The sequence below is a fragment of the Candidatus Tisiphia endosymbiont of Ptychoptera albimana genome, assembly GCF_964026605.1.
Classification (GTDB): Bacteria; Pseudomonadota; Alphaproteobacteria; order Rickettsiales; family Rickettsiaceae; genus Tisiphia.
The window spans coordinates 1,383,294-1,397,856 of the sequence record NZ_OZ032164.1 but is presented as its reverse complement, the minus strand read 5'-3'; the positions used below and the strand labels follow the sequence as shown (position 1 = coordinate 1,397,856).

Annotated in this window: 14 protein-coding genes; 10 read left to right on the top strand and 4 right to left on the bottom strand. The window is 31.2% G+C overall.

Going from position 1 to position 14,563, the window contains the following annotated elements; all coding sequences use genetic code 11:
* Nucleotides 1–124: 124 nt before the first annotated feature.
* Nucleotides 125–820, top strand: coding sequence for an HD domain-containing protein (locus tag AAGD36_RS06675; protein WP_341755389.1), 696 nt, complete (start codon nt 125–127; stop codon nt 818–820).
* Here AAGD36_RS06675 and AAGD36_RS06670 read toward each other — a convergent pair.
* The 4 genes from AAGD36_RS06670 to hemE form a co-directional block, all read right to left on the bottom strand.
* Nucleotides 765–2,135: an MFS transporter gene (locus tag AAGD36_RS06670; protein ID WP_341755388.1), complete on the bottom strand. Its 1,371-nt coding sequence runs from the start codon at nt 2,133–2,135 to the stop codon at nt 765–767. The genes AAGD36_RS06675 and AAGD36_RS06670 overlap by 56 nt on opposite strands.
* Before the next feature lie 110 nt (nt 2,136–2,245).
* On the bottom strand, nt 2,246–2,683 hold the full coding sequence (gene hemJ / locus AAGD36_RS06665) for a protoporphyrinogen oxidase HemJ (protein ID WP_341755387.1): 438 nt from the start codon (nt 2,681–2,683) through the stop codon (nt 2,246–2,248).
* 17 nt (nt 2,684–2,700) lie between these two features.
* A complete protein-coding gene (gene hemH / locus AAGD36_RS06660) occupies nt 2,701–3,789 on the bottom strand; it encodes a ferrochelatase (protein WP_341755386.1) in 1,089 nt (362 codons plus the stop codon).
* Nucleotides 3,767–4,786, bottom strand: a complete 1,020-nt coding sequence (gene hemE / locus AAGD36_RS06655; RefSeq protein ID WP_341756032.1) for a uroporphyrinogen decarboxylase — start codon at nt 4,784–4,786, stop codon at nt 3,767–3,769. Before hemE ends, hemH begins: the two co-directional genes overlap by 23 nt.
* A gap of 392 nt (nt 4,787–5,178) precedes the next feature.
* Between hemE and AAGD36_RS06650 the strand changes: the two genes are divergently transcribed.
* From AAGD36_RS06650 to AAGD36_RS06610, 9 genes are all read left to right on the top strand, one after another.
* The gene (locus AAGD36_RS06650; protein ID WP_341751478.1) at nt 5,179–6,024 is read left to right on the top strand and encodes a pyruvate, water dikinase regulatory protein; all 846 of its coding nucleotides are present in this window, start codon (nt 5,179–5,181) and stop codon (nt 6,022–6,024) included.
* A gap of 241 nt (nt 6,025–6,265) precedes the next feature.
* A complete protein-coding gene (trxA, locus tag AAGD36_RS06645; protein ID WP_341755385.1) occupies nt 6,266–6,589 on the top strand; it encodes a thioredoxin in 324 nt (107 codons plus the stop codon).
* A 16-nt stretch (nt 6,590–6,605) separates the two neighbouring features.
* A complete protein-coding gene (locus AAGD36_RS06640) occupies nt 6,606–7,343 on the top strand; it encodes an ABC transporter ATP-binding protein (protein ID WP_341755384.1) in 738 nt (245 codons plus the stop codon).
* Nucleotides 7,343–8,119 (top strand): ABC transporter permease, encoded by a 777-nt coding sequence (locus tag AAGD36_RS06635; protein WP_341755383.1) that lies wholly within the window; start codon nt 7,343–7,345, stop codon nt 8,117–8,119. Before AAGD36_RS06640 ends, AAGD36_RS06635 begins: the two co-directional genes overlap by 1 nt.
* Before the next feature lie 25 nt (nt 8,120–8,144).
* Complete coding sequence (locus AAGD36_RS06630) at nt 8,145–11,438, top strand: FAD-dependent oxidoreductase (protein ID WP_341755382.1); 3,294 nt, start codon at nt 8,145–8,147, stop codon at nt 11,436–11,438.
* Between the two features lies 1 nt (nt 11,439).
* On the top strand, nt 11,440–11,961 hold the full coding sequence (locus AAGD36_RS06625) for a methylated-DNA--[protein]-cysteine S-methyltransferase (protein ID WP_341755381.1): 522 nt from the start codon (nt 11,440–11,442) through the stop codon (nt 11,959–11,961).
* 97 nt (nt 11,962–12,058) lie between these two features.
* On the top strand, nt 12,059–12,625 hold the full coding sequence (gene efp, locus AAGD36_RS06620; RefSeq protein WP_341751472.1) for an elongation factor P: 567 nt from the start codon (nt 12,059–12,061) through the stop codon (nt 12,623–12,625).
* Between the two features lie 154 nt (nt 12,626–12,779).
* A complete protein-coding gene (locus AAGD36_RS06615) occupies nt 12,780–13,535 on the top strand; it encodes an inositol monophosphatase family protein (protein ID WP_341755380.1) in 756 nt (251 codons plus the stop codon).
* 338 nt (nt 13,536–13,873) lie between these two features.
* Nucleotides 13,874–14,209 carry a DUF2610 domain-containing protein gene (locus AAGD36_RS06610; protein ID WP_341751470.1) on the top strand — a complete coding sequence of 112 codons (336 nt, stop codon included), beginning with the start codon at nt 13,874–13,876 and terminating at the stop codon, nt 14,207–14,209.
* The last annotated feature ends 354 nt before the right edge of the window (nt 14,210–14,563 follow it).

Genomic DNA, 14,563 nt, shown 5'->3' with positions numbered 1-14,563 from the left:
TAATAGATAAACAATAACAAAATGTAAAAATATTCATCTTTTTCAAAAAAAAATATAATAAATTCCTAGTAATATTCTAATTTTTAGTTTAACTTGTATAGCGATTTAAAATATTATGGTTTTTATGGAAGATATTAACTATTGGGACAACTCAAAGTATGAATATTGTCAGTATACTACTAGGCTATTGAACAAACTCTGTAAGATAAATGAGGAAGTAAACCGACCAATAAATATTGACGAAGTTAAAAAAGCTATTTATTACGCCAAAAAATATCACGGCAGTCAAATGAGACAGTCTGGCGAACCCTATTACTCGCATCCAATTGAAGTAGCGTATATGGTAGCGGAATATGCAGCATCAGAAATTCCAAGCTATTTCAGAACTGATATGATTGTTACCAGTATACTGCATGATACTATCGAGGATACAAAACTGACCGAAAAGATGATTGAATATATTTTTGGAAGTGTAGTAGCTAGTCAAGTAGAAGCTTTAACTAGGGTTAAACCTCACGGCAAGATTAGCTCCAAAGAGATTTTAAATTTATTATATCAACAAAAAAAATATGATGTAGCATTTATTAAAATTTTTGATCGAATTCACAACTTACAAACTATAGGAATTAAATCACCTGAAAAAGCTAGGAAGATTATTGAGGAAACTATAGAAGAATTTATACGTCTAGCTATATACTTAGAAGCAATTGGTTTAGAAAAAAAACTAATAGAGCTATGTTATCAATATTTACCTACTATATCATCTAAACAATATAAGTTTTCTTTTCAGAAAGATTTCCAGCATCTTTCTCGAGTTTAATAAAATATGATAATCCATATGCAAAGCCTGCAATCGTTGGAATTATAATAATAAACAACCCCCAATGACCAAAATAATCTGTTAAATAAACAAGACTAACAGAAGTGATAGCATATATTAAAGCTCTTGATATAGCATATATCACACTAGCATAAGTAAAACGCTTAAAAACTGGAAAATATTTGAAGAATATTGCATTAGCCGGTGATGCATCACATGCAAAGAATAGTAATAAAGATTGAACTATCAATATATCAAAGCCAGTTGTTGCTCCATTTAATAAAAATGGAGTCGCAAGTAAAGTAATAGAAGATAAAATTAATTTTATTTTTAAAATCATTAGTGGATATATTTTATTGCTTAAATATACCACTAGAGAAACATTAACCACCATCACAGCCGAAATAATGAAATTATTATTGATAATTTGCTCAGATGTGTAATTAAAAGAATATTTTAAAATATTAGCACCATGCATATAAGCCAAGTAAAACATCACTGGCCACATACAATCTACTAACAGTAAACTTATTGTTGTTTTCCAATTAATTTTTTCTTGAATATTGAGAGTATCTTGCATTACATGTTCAACGTCAATGTTAGATCCTATACCTTTCAACTGTTGGAAAGTTCTGTTTAATCGACGTTTAGCGTCGGCAAATTCAGGCGTTTCTCGCAACGTTGCCCTAGCAATCATACCAACTAATGCCACACCTGCACCAAACCAAAAAGCCAGTCGCCAATTAACATTATAAGAAGTTACAATAAAGGCTATACCTAAAGCACCAAATGTACCTAAAGCTGCACAGAAATTCATCATAGCTACAGAAACATATCGTCCTGGTGGTTGTAGATATTCTGTTAGATATAATTGAGCTCCTGTGATTTCCCCCATAGAAGTCATACCTTGTACAATACGACATATTGTCACCAGCCAAGCTGCAGTAATCCCTATTTGAGCAAAAGTTGGCAAATTAGCCATGATAAAACAAGATATTGCCATTAAAAAAGTTGTAATGACTACAGATGCTTTCCTTCCTACATTATCGCCTATCCAACCAAATATTAATGCACCGAATGGTCTAAGCAAGTAAGTAGAACAAAAAGCAGCGGCTGAAAGAAGAGTAGCCGTATGTGGGTCAGTTTTTGGAAAAAACAACTCATTAAGCAATACCGCCATATGCACATAAAGCATTAAGTCAAAGTATTCAAGAAATGTCCCTATTGAGAGTAATCCAACAACCTCTTTTTGTTCTCTAGTCAAACTAGTCTGTTTTTGCATAACCTTATTATCTGCTTGAATAATTTTGCTCATATAGTTGTTTAAACCTCACTATAATTAGCTATAATAATTGCTTGCTTCAATAATTATTATATGCGTCACAATTAGAAATCAGTAATAAAATAATAAAACAGAAAAATATATTAATCAAATGGTTTAACAATAACCATGACAACAGCCACTATCATCAACAGTGCTGGTACTTCATTAATGATACGATAAAATCTTTCAGAATGATTATTTTTGCCTTCAACAAAATTCTTCCTCCATCTAGCTAATAAACCATGAAAAATAGTGATACCTAGAACTGCTGTCATTTTTACGTAAAACCATGTTCCTAAAGCTACTAATCCGTATATATAACTGTTAATTATACCTAAGGTATAAGTGCTGATCATAGCCGGATTCATAATGATTCTGAGTAACCTACTTTCCATTAACTGAAACATCTTGTCAGTTTCACTACCTACTACAACTTTAGTGTGGTAGACATATAATCTTGGTAGGTATAGTAAACCTATCATCCAAGAAATTACTGATACAAGATGGAATGCTTTAAACCATAAATAATAACTAGCCATTAATTTTATCCCATTACTTAGTTTTTTAAATTACAAGGACACATAGTAAAATTATAAGGACATATTCTTTTATTAATTGAACTACATATCAAATTTTTTGTATCGAAACTATAATTAACTAAATTTGATACCATTTTAGTTATACTATTGATGAACAATTTATTTGTTCCAAGAGCAGGAGTCCTAATATATTCTATCTTGTACTTACCAGCAATCTTTCTATATTCAATGTCTAATTCCACCAGTGTTTCAACATGTTCTGATACAAATGCTATTGGGACTATTATAAGAGATTTATCTTCTTTTCCTGCTATCTCAATTTCATCCTCCGTATTAGGTTTAAGCCATTCCACTGGACCAACACGACTTTGATAAGTTATTTTATAATCTAAATTATCTATGCTAAGCTTAGATACCAAACTTTCTACGGTCTTTTCAATCTGCCACTGATATGGATCTCCTGCTTTTATTATTTTTACAGGCAGACCATGAGCTGAAAATAATATACGAAAGTTTTTTTTGTTTTTCAATTTTTTAAATGATTGCTTTATTAATGATAAATGAGCTTCAATAAATTCGTCATCGATAGGGTAGCAACAAATAGTTTTAATATGTCGGGAATATTCACTTTTATTTTTATGAAGAGAAGACATAAAATCTTTAATCGAAGATCCAGTAGTGGTGCTAGAAAAATGTGGGTATAATGGTAACAATATTATTTCTGAAGGGTTATACTCATTTATTTTTCTTACTGCTTCTTCGGAATCAGGATAAGAATAACGCATTGCTATAAAAATCTTAAAATCCTCATTCATAGTTTGTTTTAACTTCTCTGTAATAGCATCTTTTTGAGACTCTGTTTCTTGTAAAATAGGCGAATTATTACCTACTAGAGAATATATTTTCTGAGATTTTTTATTTCTAGTAATTGATATTATCTTAGCAAGAATAAACCTTAGGGGATTTGGCAAGTTAATAATTGCCTTATCATAAAATAAGTTAAATAGAAATCGTTTGACTGAGTTTAAGCTATTTGGTCCACCAAGGTTAAAAAGTACGATGGCTATTTTTTTTTGAGATATTTTAGTATTTAAATTCTCTAACATAATTAACTAAAAACTCAACATTTTCAACTGGTGTATTTGGCAAAACACCATGTCCAAGATTAAATATAAAATTTCTTTCTTTAAAATTTGCAATTATTTTACTTACCTTTTCTGCGATAATTTCTTTATTAGTAAGCAATATAAATGGGTCTAAATTACCTTGTACAACAATTTTCTCACTCCATAATTTCATGGCACTAGCCGGTACAAACTGATCTGCTCCAATAGCATCCACTCCAGTATTAACAATATATTTTTCATATAAAAGCCCAGAACCTCTTGGAAAACCTATAATTGGTAAATGTGGAAACTGTTTTTTTAAAGCTAATACTATTTTTTTTGTTGGTTGCACTACAAACTGATCATATTCTGCTTCTTCTAATATCCCTGCCCATGAATCAAATAATTGTACTAAGTCTACCCCAGCTTTTACTTGTTCCTTTAAATGAATAATAGTTTTTTCAGTAATAAAGTCTAGAAGTTCTTGTGCTAAGTTATTATTTTCATAAATAAATTTTTTACTTGTTTCAAAACTTTGTTTGCCTCTTCCTTCAAGCATATAAGTCATTACCGTCCATGGACTACCGGCAAAACCTATCAATGCAGTATCAACTGGTAATTTTGCTTTAGTTTTATTGATTATTTCATAAATTACATTTAGTTTTCCATTAGAATTTCCTTCAAGATATTTAAAATCTTCTTTTGATTGAAATTTACGTAATATTGGTCCTATATTTTCTTCAAATTTTACATCCCATCCAAGTGCATCAGGTAAAACCAAAATGTCAGAAAAAATTATAGCAGCATCAAATCCATACCTTCTTATTGGTTGTAAAGTCACCTCTACAGCCTTATCAACATTATAACATAAATCTAAGAAACCACTAACAGTTTTTCTTATTTTTTGATATTCAGACAAATATCTACCAGCTTGACGCATTAACCAAATAGGTACAAGATCATTTTTTTTCTTAAAAGTTTGTAAAAGCTGATTCATGAAATAACCCATAATAATATATATTTATATATAATATTTTTTTAGTTGATATAGACATTGTTAATATGTAGATTAATTATATATACACATAGTTATACACATTTTTTTATTGCTAAATTACCAGTGAAGTTTATTGATTATAATTATTACTCACATTATTCATAGGATTATTTTTTTAGTGGATAATTCATAGTGGTTTATGTGTGTAGAATGAGAAAACGTGAAAGATATTAGATATCTAGCATTTTACACACAAAATTATCCACAAAATTATTCTTTAAATTATAGAGGTTATTAACCTCTATATACGGGATATATAAGGGTAGTTATTGGTTACTTTTAATATAGAGATTAAAATATGAATAAAAATTATCCACAAAGACTAATAAACTATGAATAAGCTGATTATTCACTTAGTTTCAGACTCTTCAGTGCAAACAGTTAAACATGCAGCTAATACTGCTTTGTCACAATTTAGCAAAATTGAGTCAAAATTGTATCATTGGCCAATGTTAAGAAATGCAGAATCATTAAATGAGGTTTTGAAAAAAATCAAGATGAAACCAAGCATTGTATTATACACTATTTTAGATCACGAACTAAGAAGAAATTTAACTAAATTTTGTTATGATTTAAAAATTCCTTGTATCTCTGTTGTAGGTAGAATTGTAAAAGAAATTTCAGTTTTTTTAGGTGTAGAAACAGAAGAAAGTTTAGTTTATGATTATAAATTTGATGAAGGTTATTTTGATAAGATTCATGCTATTGATTATACTCTTAGACATGATGATGGTCAGATGACTAGTGAATTAGATGAAGCTGATATTATTCTGATTGGTCCTTCTAGGACATCAAAAACTCCAACTTCCGTATATCTAGCATATAATGGATTTAAAACAGCAAATGTACCTTATATTCATGGTTATCCGTTTTTAGACTTGTTAGGCAGCATTACAAAACAGCTTGTAATTGGTTTGATTATTAACCCAACTCGGCTAATTGAAATAAGAGAAACTAGAATGCATTTGTTACAGATGAGCGATAATACTAATTATACAGATTTTAAAACAGTCCAAGAAGAATGTATGCAAGTAAAACAAATTTGCGAGCAACAAGGGTGGCCAATAATTGATGTTTCAAGAAGATCTGTAGAAGAAACTGCTGCTGTAGCTATGAAACTTTATTATGATCGTAAGAAATATGTTCTTAACAATTTAAATACTAACATTTTTAAGTAAACTTAAAGCAGTCATTTACAATAAGAATATTACTTAGTATGATTATAATTGTTAAAACACAGGGATGTTATCCCCACGTAGGTAGAGGAATCTAGAAAAATAGCAGGCTGTTGAGTATTATGCCTCATATAAAGAGCCTTGCTATGACGATTATAGAAAAATGTAGGGTATTATGCTTACGCGGGGATGACATCGAAGGTGTTTTTTATTCGGTATTTAATAATTCAAAAAATAAGAGATTATGGCAAGTAATATAACAGATGATTCTTTTAATAAGGAAGTTTTAGAGTCCACCACACCTGTATTAGTTGATTTTTGGGCTGAATGGTGCGGACCATGTAAAATGTTAACACCTATTATTGAAGAATTAAGTAAGGAATTAGTGGGCAAAATAAAAATCGTTAAAATGGACATAGATCAAAATCCCAATATACCTTCAAGTTTAGGTATTCGTAGTATACCTACAATGATTTTGTTTAAAGATGGGAAACAACTAGCTACTAAGACTGGAGTATTCCCCAAAAATATTATTGAAGAATGGATTAACTCTTCAGTAAAAATATAAATCATATTTTTAATATATGACGTCTAAACTAGTATTTATAGAGATATCTGATGGTTGTGTAGAAGGAATCAATAACCAACAAAGGGTAGAAAGTTTAAGACACTTTTTTATTAAAGGAGGTAAACTTTTTCCTTCGTCAATTCCTATCTTAAATAATATAAATCTTTCCTGTCAAAGAGGCGAAAAAATTGCCTTTATTGGTAGCAATGGTTCAGGTAAGAGTTCTTTGCTTAAAGTAATTGCTGGAATTTATCCATTAAAGTTTGGAAAAATTAAAGTTCATGGTAACTTTGCCGCCATTATTGAGATGGGAGTAGGTTTTGAATTAGAGCAAACTGGCAGAGAAAATATCAAAATGCTTATGATTTATAATAATATGTTAGGTAAGTACAGTAAAGAACTGGAACAAGAAATTATAGATTTTTCTGAGCTAGGGAATAAAATAGATTTACCGGTAAAAAATTATAGCTCTGGTATGTTATCAAGATTGGCTTTTTCTGTATCGGCTTTTCAAGATTCAGATATTCTTTTACTAGATGAAGTTTTTGCTGCTGGTGATAGTCATTTTATTGAGAAGTCGACTAATTTTATGAAAAACAAGTTACAAAATATACCTATTTTAATATTAGTAAGTCATCAAGAAAATATTATTAAGGAGAATTGTAATAGATGTGTATTATTAAAAGAAGGTAGTATTATCGCAGACGGTAATCCAGATGAAATACTAAAAATTTATAATAGTGGGAATTATTAATGATAAAGTATTTTTTTTCCAAGAAATACTGGTTGTCAGTGGTATTATTAACCCAAGCTTCTATATCTCATCAAAATAAAGATTCTTTTTTAGGTTCGTTATGGGGTTTAGTTCAGCCTTTTGTGCATATAATGATCATTTCATATTTTTTTGGATTTTTACTTAAGCTACCAAGAGAAGCAATGATTATGAATCTAGTCGGTGGTTTACCGTTATGGACATTTATTGTTAGCAGCTTAAATATATCATCAAATTCATTAATTAATCGCAGTGGTATTATAAAAAAGGTAGTAATTTCTAGAACTATCTTTCCTATATCGGATAGTTTAACACAAGTTTATACCCTAATTTATTCGTTTGTAGCTATGTATATAGCTTTTATCATTTTATATCCTGAAAGATTTAGTGTATATATACTTTTTGTACCAATACTTGTGTTACCGCTGATTATTTCTGTGATTAGTAGTTCTATCGCATTTGCATTTTTAACTCCTTATATACGTGATGTTCCACAGGTATTAAATTTGATTTTGAATGTTGCATATTGGACTATACCAATAGTGTACCCATATTCTATGGTACCAGAATCAAAGAGAATATTTTTTGAAATTAACCCCATTTTTCTTGTCATAAGACCAGTTCAATTCTTAGTAATAGAAGGAGTGTTGCCAGATGTATTTATGATTATAAAATCCTTTATTGTAGCCGTTATTGTTTCATTTTTCAGTTATCTTGGCTACAGATTTTTTTCTAAAAATGTCATATATTATATATAGCTAATCTAAAGAAGGTTTTAGCTATATGACACTTGCTTTTGGTTTAGATTTTATAGATCTGAATAGATTAGAAGGCTTAAAAAAATTAGATGAAATTTTTCTAAGTTTTCTGCGTAGCCATAGTTATTCTCTTTATGAAACTATTTTATCATTAAGGGCTAATCCTGATCAAGTTGATCAAAAATATTACTCGGATTTTTTATTAGAAATTTCGCCTGTTTTTGATGATTTTCTAGCTAAGTTATTTGGTATTGAACAAGAAATAGCCAATCTGAGATTTAGTCATAAAGAATTTGATGTAATTTATGAATGTAAGAGAAAGTTCATCCAGCGTGTTGCGGTAAGAAAATATCCTCCTGAAAAACTAAAAGAGATTGATTTTGATAGTGTATCAATTTTTTTAGAAAAACTTTTAGGAGAGGAGTTTACCCAAGACAAGTTTGCTCGTCAAGTAATAAAATGGCAATTAGATGATGAAAAATATGCTTTTGAGTTAGATATAGCAGCAAAATATGCTGCCTTTATGGTTTATAATAGACCTCTTGCAGGAGTAGAGTTTCAAAGGAGATTTAATGAATCTGAAAGTATATTATTTTCTTTACCAAATAAAACAGATAAAGATAATTTAATAGATCTTAATAAGGTAGCTAAATATAAAAAACATGTAAGAGTAGGGTTTGATTGTTTAAATCCTATATCTAATCTAGATACAGTATTAAATGCTACTCACTATTGTATCTACTGTCATAAACAGGGAAAAGACTCGTGTTCTAAAGGGTTATACTCGAATGATTCTGCGAATATACTACCGACTACGCCATCAAAGTCGGGCTGTCCGCTGAAGCAGAAAATCTCTGAGATGAATTATGTAAAGTCCAAGGGATTTAATTTAGCTGCTCTTGCTATTATTGTCATTGATAATCCAATGGTGGCTGCTACCGGTCATAGGATTTGTAATGATTGTTCTAATGCTTGCATTTATCAAAAGCAAGAACCTGTAGATATTCCTCTTGTTGAATCTAATATTTTGGAAACTACTTTGCTTCTACCTTACGGGGTGGAAATATATTTATTACTTACCAATTGGAATCCACTTAACATTTTTTCTCTGATGCCAAAGCCTTCAACTAATTACAAAGTTTTAGTAGTGGGTCAAGGACCAGCTGGGTTTAGTTTAAGCTATTATTTATTACGAGACGGACATACTGTAGTAGCTATAGATGGCTTAAAAATCATCCCATTACCTTTTGATATTAACAAGCCTATTAAATACTGGTCTGATTATAAAAAAAACTTATCAGAAAAAATACCTGAAGGTTTTGGAGGAGTAGCCGAGTATGGTATTACTGCAAGGTGGGATAAAAATAATTTAACTATATTACGTCTGATACTGGAGAGAAACAGTCATTTTAAGCTTTTTGGTGGTGTAAGTTTAGATAGTAATATAACTATGGAGCAGGTATTTCATTTAGGATTTGACCATGTTGCTTTGTGTGTTGGAGCTGGTAAGCCCAAAATTGCTCAAATGAAAAATTTTCTTGCAAAAGGTGTGAAAACAGCCTCCGACTTTCTAATGACATTACAATCAGGAGGAGCTTTTTTAGAACAATCTAACACTAATTTGCTTATTAGGATGCCTATTATTATCATTGGCGGAGGACTGACCTCTATTGATGCAGCAACTGAAAGTTTAAATTATTATAAGTTACAAGTAGAAAAATTTCTAAAAAAGTATGAATTGTCAGTTGAGGAGAATGGGAAAAATCATACAGAACAAAATTGGACAGATGAGGACAAATTAATAGCCGAAGAATTTATCTCGCATGCAAAATTATTTAGGCAAGTACAAGATACAGAAGCTGTAAAAAAAATCCTCGATGAACTAGGTGGAGTAACAATTTGTTATAGAGGAAAATTAAAGGATTCTCCTGCCTACAAGTTAAATCCTGAGGAAGTTATGTATGCTATGGCTGCAGGTGTAAATTTTGCTGAAGATATGATACCTTTAGGCATTGATGTTGATCAGTATACTTACGCTGAATCAATAGAATTTGATAATTTAGGTATAAGGAAAAAATTTAAGGTAAGGACTGTACTTATGGCAATAGGTACGCATAAAGATAATAGTTATTTGGAAAATCATTCGAGTATAACAGACTTCCTGCATAAGTCAAAAATAGTTGAGGAATTTTTAGGAGAAACGAAGCCGAGTACCGCAGCGTACACAGGCGTACGTGAGGAGTACAGGCGGGTTTCGGCAACAAAATTACCAACTAGATTGACTTATGCAGGAAGTATAACATATTTTGGTGATTGTAATCCTCAATACTCTGGAAGTGTGGTTAAAGCCTTAGCAAGTAGTAAAGAGGGGTACAAGTTTATTGGAAAAAAACTTATCAAAAATAAACCAAGTTTTTTTGGTAATAATCTAGATTTCTTCGTTAAACTAGATTATTTACTAGCTAGCCGTATCAAACGGATTAATGCTCTATCTTATAAGATAGTAGAGCTGGTAATACATTCTCCTATCGCTGCTCAAAATTTTCAACCGGGGCAATTTTTCCGTTTACAAAATTATTCTAGTGATATTTCAAAAATTATCGAACCATTGGCTGTCACTGGAGCTTATGTTGATTCAGAAAAAGGGTTAATTCATTTGATAGTTTGGCAAAATGGTAAATCAAGTAAATTATGTAGATATTTATCGCAAAATGAATTAGTAGTACTAATGGGACCTAGTGGTAAGCCAACTGAGATATTAAAGGATAGTAATGTAGTGCTTGTTGGTGGAGGAGTTGGAAATGCAGTTTTATGCTCAATAGCTAAGGCTCTTAAAAATAATAATTGTAAAATTATATATTTTGCTGGTTATAAAAATTTACAAGATAGGTTCTATCAAGACAGAATAGAAGAAGCAGCCGATATAGTAGTTTGGTGTTGTGAAGAAGGTATTTTATCAAAAAATAGGGCGGAAGATATTAGTGTTAAGGGCGATTTGGTGTATGCTATAATGGGGTATTGTTACCTTTGGAAAAATTTGAGCATAGATAGGATAATAGCTGCGGGTAGTACAGAAATGATGGAAGCTATAAAAGATATAAAAGATGATTTTTTTGGTAACAAAACTCAATTAATAGTAAGTCTTAATTCTCCTATGCAGTGTATGATGAAAGGTATTTGCGGACAATGTATTCAGGGAGTCACAGACGAAAGGAAATATATTTTTACTTGTGCTTGCCAAGATCAAGATGCAAAAATAGTTGACTTCACAGGGTGTAAAAGTCGTTTAGAACAAAATTCTCTCCAAGAAAAAAATTAAAATGACAAAAATATATAGATATATAGACTTACCAATTGCTCTAATATACTCAAATGATTTGAATATATTATTGGTATCAGATGGGGACTTTTTAACAGGTTTATATTTTGTAGGGCAAAAACATATGCCAATTTTAGATAGTAGTTATCATGAACAGCAAAATTGCAGTATATTCGATCAAACTTACCAAGAGCTAACAGAATACATAAATGGTACTAGAAAAGAATTTACCGTACCTTACCGTTTCACGGGGACTAATTTTCAGGAGAAAGTATGGTCTACCATCTCTGCCATCCCATATGCTAGAGTGATGAGTTACAAGGATATTGCAAATTTAATATTTGCTCCTAAATCTGTACGTGTAGTAGCAAACACTGTGGCACGCAACACTTTGTCAATTATAGTACCATGTCATAGGGTTATAGGTACTGATGGTAGACTAACTGGTTACGCTGGAGGACTTGAACTCAAGAAAAAACTTTTAGAATTAGAAGAAAGCTATAAGGATATGATTATACTTTGACCTTTATCGATAAAAATGATAAAATAGACCTAGAAAGGTGTTAATAACCAGCTTGAACAAATATACAAAAGAATTATTTTAGATAAGTGATAATAATATGAAAATTTCAGCAAATGCTATTAGGGCTGGTAACATTATAGTGTATAATAATGATTTATGGGTTGTGAGCAAAACACCTGAACATACCAAACCTGGTAAAGGTGGGGCTTATGTGCAAGTAGAGATGAAAAATTTAAAAACTGGTACAAAACTTAATGAGCGTTTTAATTCATCCGATTATGTTGAAAAAGCACAGCTTGAGAATAAGGATTTACAATTCCTATATTTTGAAGGTGATGACCTCGTGTTAATGGATAATGAGACATTTGAGCAAATTTTAATTAATAAGGCAATTCTTAGCGAAAGATTGCCATTTCTTGAGGATAATATGGTACTCAAGGTACAGTTTTATGAAGAAAAAGCTTTAAATGCTGAATTACCGCAAACCGTTATTGCTGAAATTATGCAAACTGATCCTGTAATTAAAGGCTCTACGGTAACATCTTCTTATAAACCAGCGATTTTAACCAATGGAGTAAAGGTAATGGTACCGCCTTATTTAGTTACTGGGGAGAAAATAGTTATAAAAATTGAAGATATAAGCTTTGTTGAGAGAGCAAAGTAATATATACTCAGGTAGAACTTTAAGAGTTAAGGTCATTGTCTCTGAAGATTAAAGCTGCCTAGTTACTCATGTACGCACAGCTAGCTCGACTTTGCTATTGCCTCTTGAAGTTATACTATCGTCTATCATCAACTTTTGAAGTCATATATAGCTTATGCAGCCTATAACTAACTTACTTATTACTGCATCATGTAAAGCTGTTAAGTTTTTGAAGAGAGATTTTTTAGAGCTGGAAATGCTTCAAAGATCTAATAAGGGAAACTATGATTTCTGCAATAAATCTTATATTAAAACACAAGATTTATTACGTAATGAGTTGCAAAAATATACAAGTTCTTTATTTTTTCCAGAGGATAAGTTTGAATTAGATAACGCTTCTGAGATGGTTTTATTAATAAATCCGCTTGATAGTTTGAGTAATTTAGAAAAAAGTATACCATTTTTTGCTGTATCTATAACGTGTTTAAAAAAGATTAATAAAATTTTAACCACGGTTTGTACTGTGATAAACTTTCCAGCTCTTGATGAGATTTATTATGTTGAGAAGGGAAAAGGGGTATGGGTAGGAAATAATACCACTAATAATAGTGGTAGATTAAGGGTTTCTGCTTGTTCTAGTTTTGATAATTTTCTAATTTCTACTGACGATTTTAACATAAACCCAGTTTTTTTGAAAAATGCTAGGGTTTTTGGTTCTCATTGTTATGGAATTCTATTACTTGCAGCTGGTAAGATTGATGCTGTTTATTTTTCATCATTAAATTACACTTTAAAAGCTAGTTTTGATTTAATTGTCCGAGAATCAGGTGGAGCAATAATAAATAATGACAAAACGTTTGTTGCTACTAATTATGAACTTTCCGAGAAATTTAAACATCTATTACTTGAAAAAACGTCAATGAGTAGTTAATTTTTGTTGCCAAAATTTTTTACTTTTATTTTTTTGTTGTATCATATACAATTTTGTTAGGGATAAGTTTTTTAGCATAGTACCCTACATTTTTTATATAACCACTATTAAAATGGTTGCTGATCGTCTATTAGCGAGGAGTCGCGAAAAAGCGGCGACGTGGCAATCTAGGATACGCGAAGCGTTACTCTAAAAAAACAGCTCCGCTGTTTACTTTGGATCGCCACGGCATCTAAAGAGCCTTGCTATGACGGTTATAGAAAAATGTAGGGTACTATGGTTTTTTAGGATTAAATCTTGAAATCCCTAATATTATTCTAATAATTTAATGTTATGTTATGAAAAAGTTTAGTGTTAATTGTGATTTTGGTGGACAAATGGCACCGTTTACTATATATGTAGGGCAACCTGAACCGGGGCATCATCCCTTGCATTTTCAGGATGACTGGTTATCAAAGCAACGTGGTGGGAAAATACCAGCTGAGGTCATGGATGCGATAACTAAACTGCAAGAACTGGCTAATAAGAATAATGTTCTGCTGGAAGAATTGTGTGTGTATGCTCTTGGTTCTGCACAAGAAGAGGATGATAAATCTGAAAAAAGTGAAGAATCGGAAAGTGATAATGACGACCAAGATAGTAATAATGATGTTAACGGTGAGACTGCTAGTTAACCTGAGTTCGATGTATATTGCTATGATTTCAAGAGTTGGGTAGACGATAGTATAACTTCAAGAAGAGCTAGGCAGCAGCAAAGTCGAGCTGCTAGGTGTACGTCACTACTGTTAAGAGTCCTTACGAGCGTCATTGCGAGGGGTCGCGAAAAAGCGGCGACGCGGTAATCCAGGATATGCAAAGCGTATTAGAAGAAACAGCTTCGCTGTTTATTTGGATCGCCACGGCATCCAAAGATGCTTCGCGATGACGATTATAGAGAAATGTAGAGTACTATGGCTTACATCAAACTGAGGTTAGCTATTTATCATAATTGGCACACAATAATAATTTTGATCAGGTGGTTGTGTCTA

Bases quoted from the DNA above. Each gene is read 5' to 3' on its own strand.
- AAGD36_RS06675 (WP_341755389.1), top strand. From the start codon at position 125: ATGGAAGATATTAACTATTGGGACAACTCAAAGTATGAATATTGTCAG.
- AAGD36_RS06670 (WP_341755388.1), bottom strand. From the start codon at position 2,135: ATGAGCAAAATTATTCAAGCAGATAATAAGGTTATGCAAAAACAGACT.
- hemJ (WP_341755387.1), bottom strand. From the start codon at position 2,683: ATGGCTAGTTATTATTTATGGTTTAAAGCATTCCATCTTGTATCAGTA.
- hemH (WP_341755386.1), bottom strand. From the start codon at position 3,789: ATGTTAGAGAATTTAAATACTAAAATATCTCAAAAAAAAATAGCCATC.
- hemE (WP_341756032.1), bottom strand. From the start codon at position 4,786: ATGAATCAGCTTTTACAAACTTTTAAGAAAAAAAATGATCTTGTACCT.
- AAGD36_RS06650 (WP_341751478.1), top strand. From the start codon at position 5,179: ATGAATAAGCTGATTATTCACTTAGTTTCAGACTCTTCAGTGCAAACA.
- trxA (WP_341755385.1), top strand. From the start codon at position 6,266: ATGGCAAGTAATATAACAGATGATTCTTTTAATAAGGAAGTTTTAGAG.
- AAGD36_RS06640 (WP_341755384.1), top strand. From the start codon at position 6,606: ATGACGTCTAAACTAGTATTTATAGAGATATCTGATGGTTGTGTAGAA.
- AAGD36_RS06635 (WP_341755383.1), top strand. From the start codon at position 7,343: ATGATAAAGTATTTTTTTTCCAAGAAATACTGGTTGTCAGTGGTATTA.
- AAGD36_RS06630 (WP_341755382.1), top strand. From the start codon at position 8,145: ATGACACTTGCTTTTGGTTTAGATTTTATAGATCTGAATAGATTAGAA.
- AAGD36_RS06625 (WP_341755381.1), top strand. From the start codon at position 11,440: ATGACAAAAATATATAGATATATAGACTTACCAATTGCTCTAATATAC.
- efp (WP_341751472.1), top strand. From the start codon at position 12,059: ATGAAAATTTCAGCAAATGCTATTAGGGCTGGTAACATTATAGTGTAT.
- AAGD36_RS06615 (WP_341755380.1), top strand. From the start codon at position 12,780: ATGCAGCCTATAACTAACTTACTTATTACTGCATCATGTAAAGCTGTT.
- AAGD36_RS06610 (WP_341751470.1), top strand. From the start codon at position 13,874: ATGAAAAAGTTTAGTGTTAATTGTGATTTTGGTGGACAAATGGCACCG.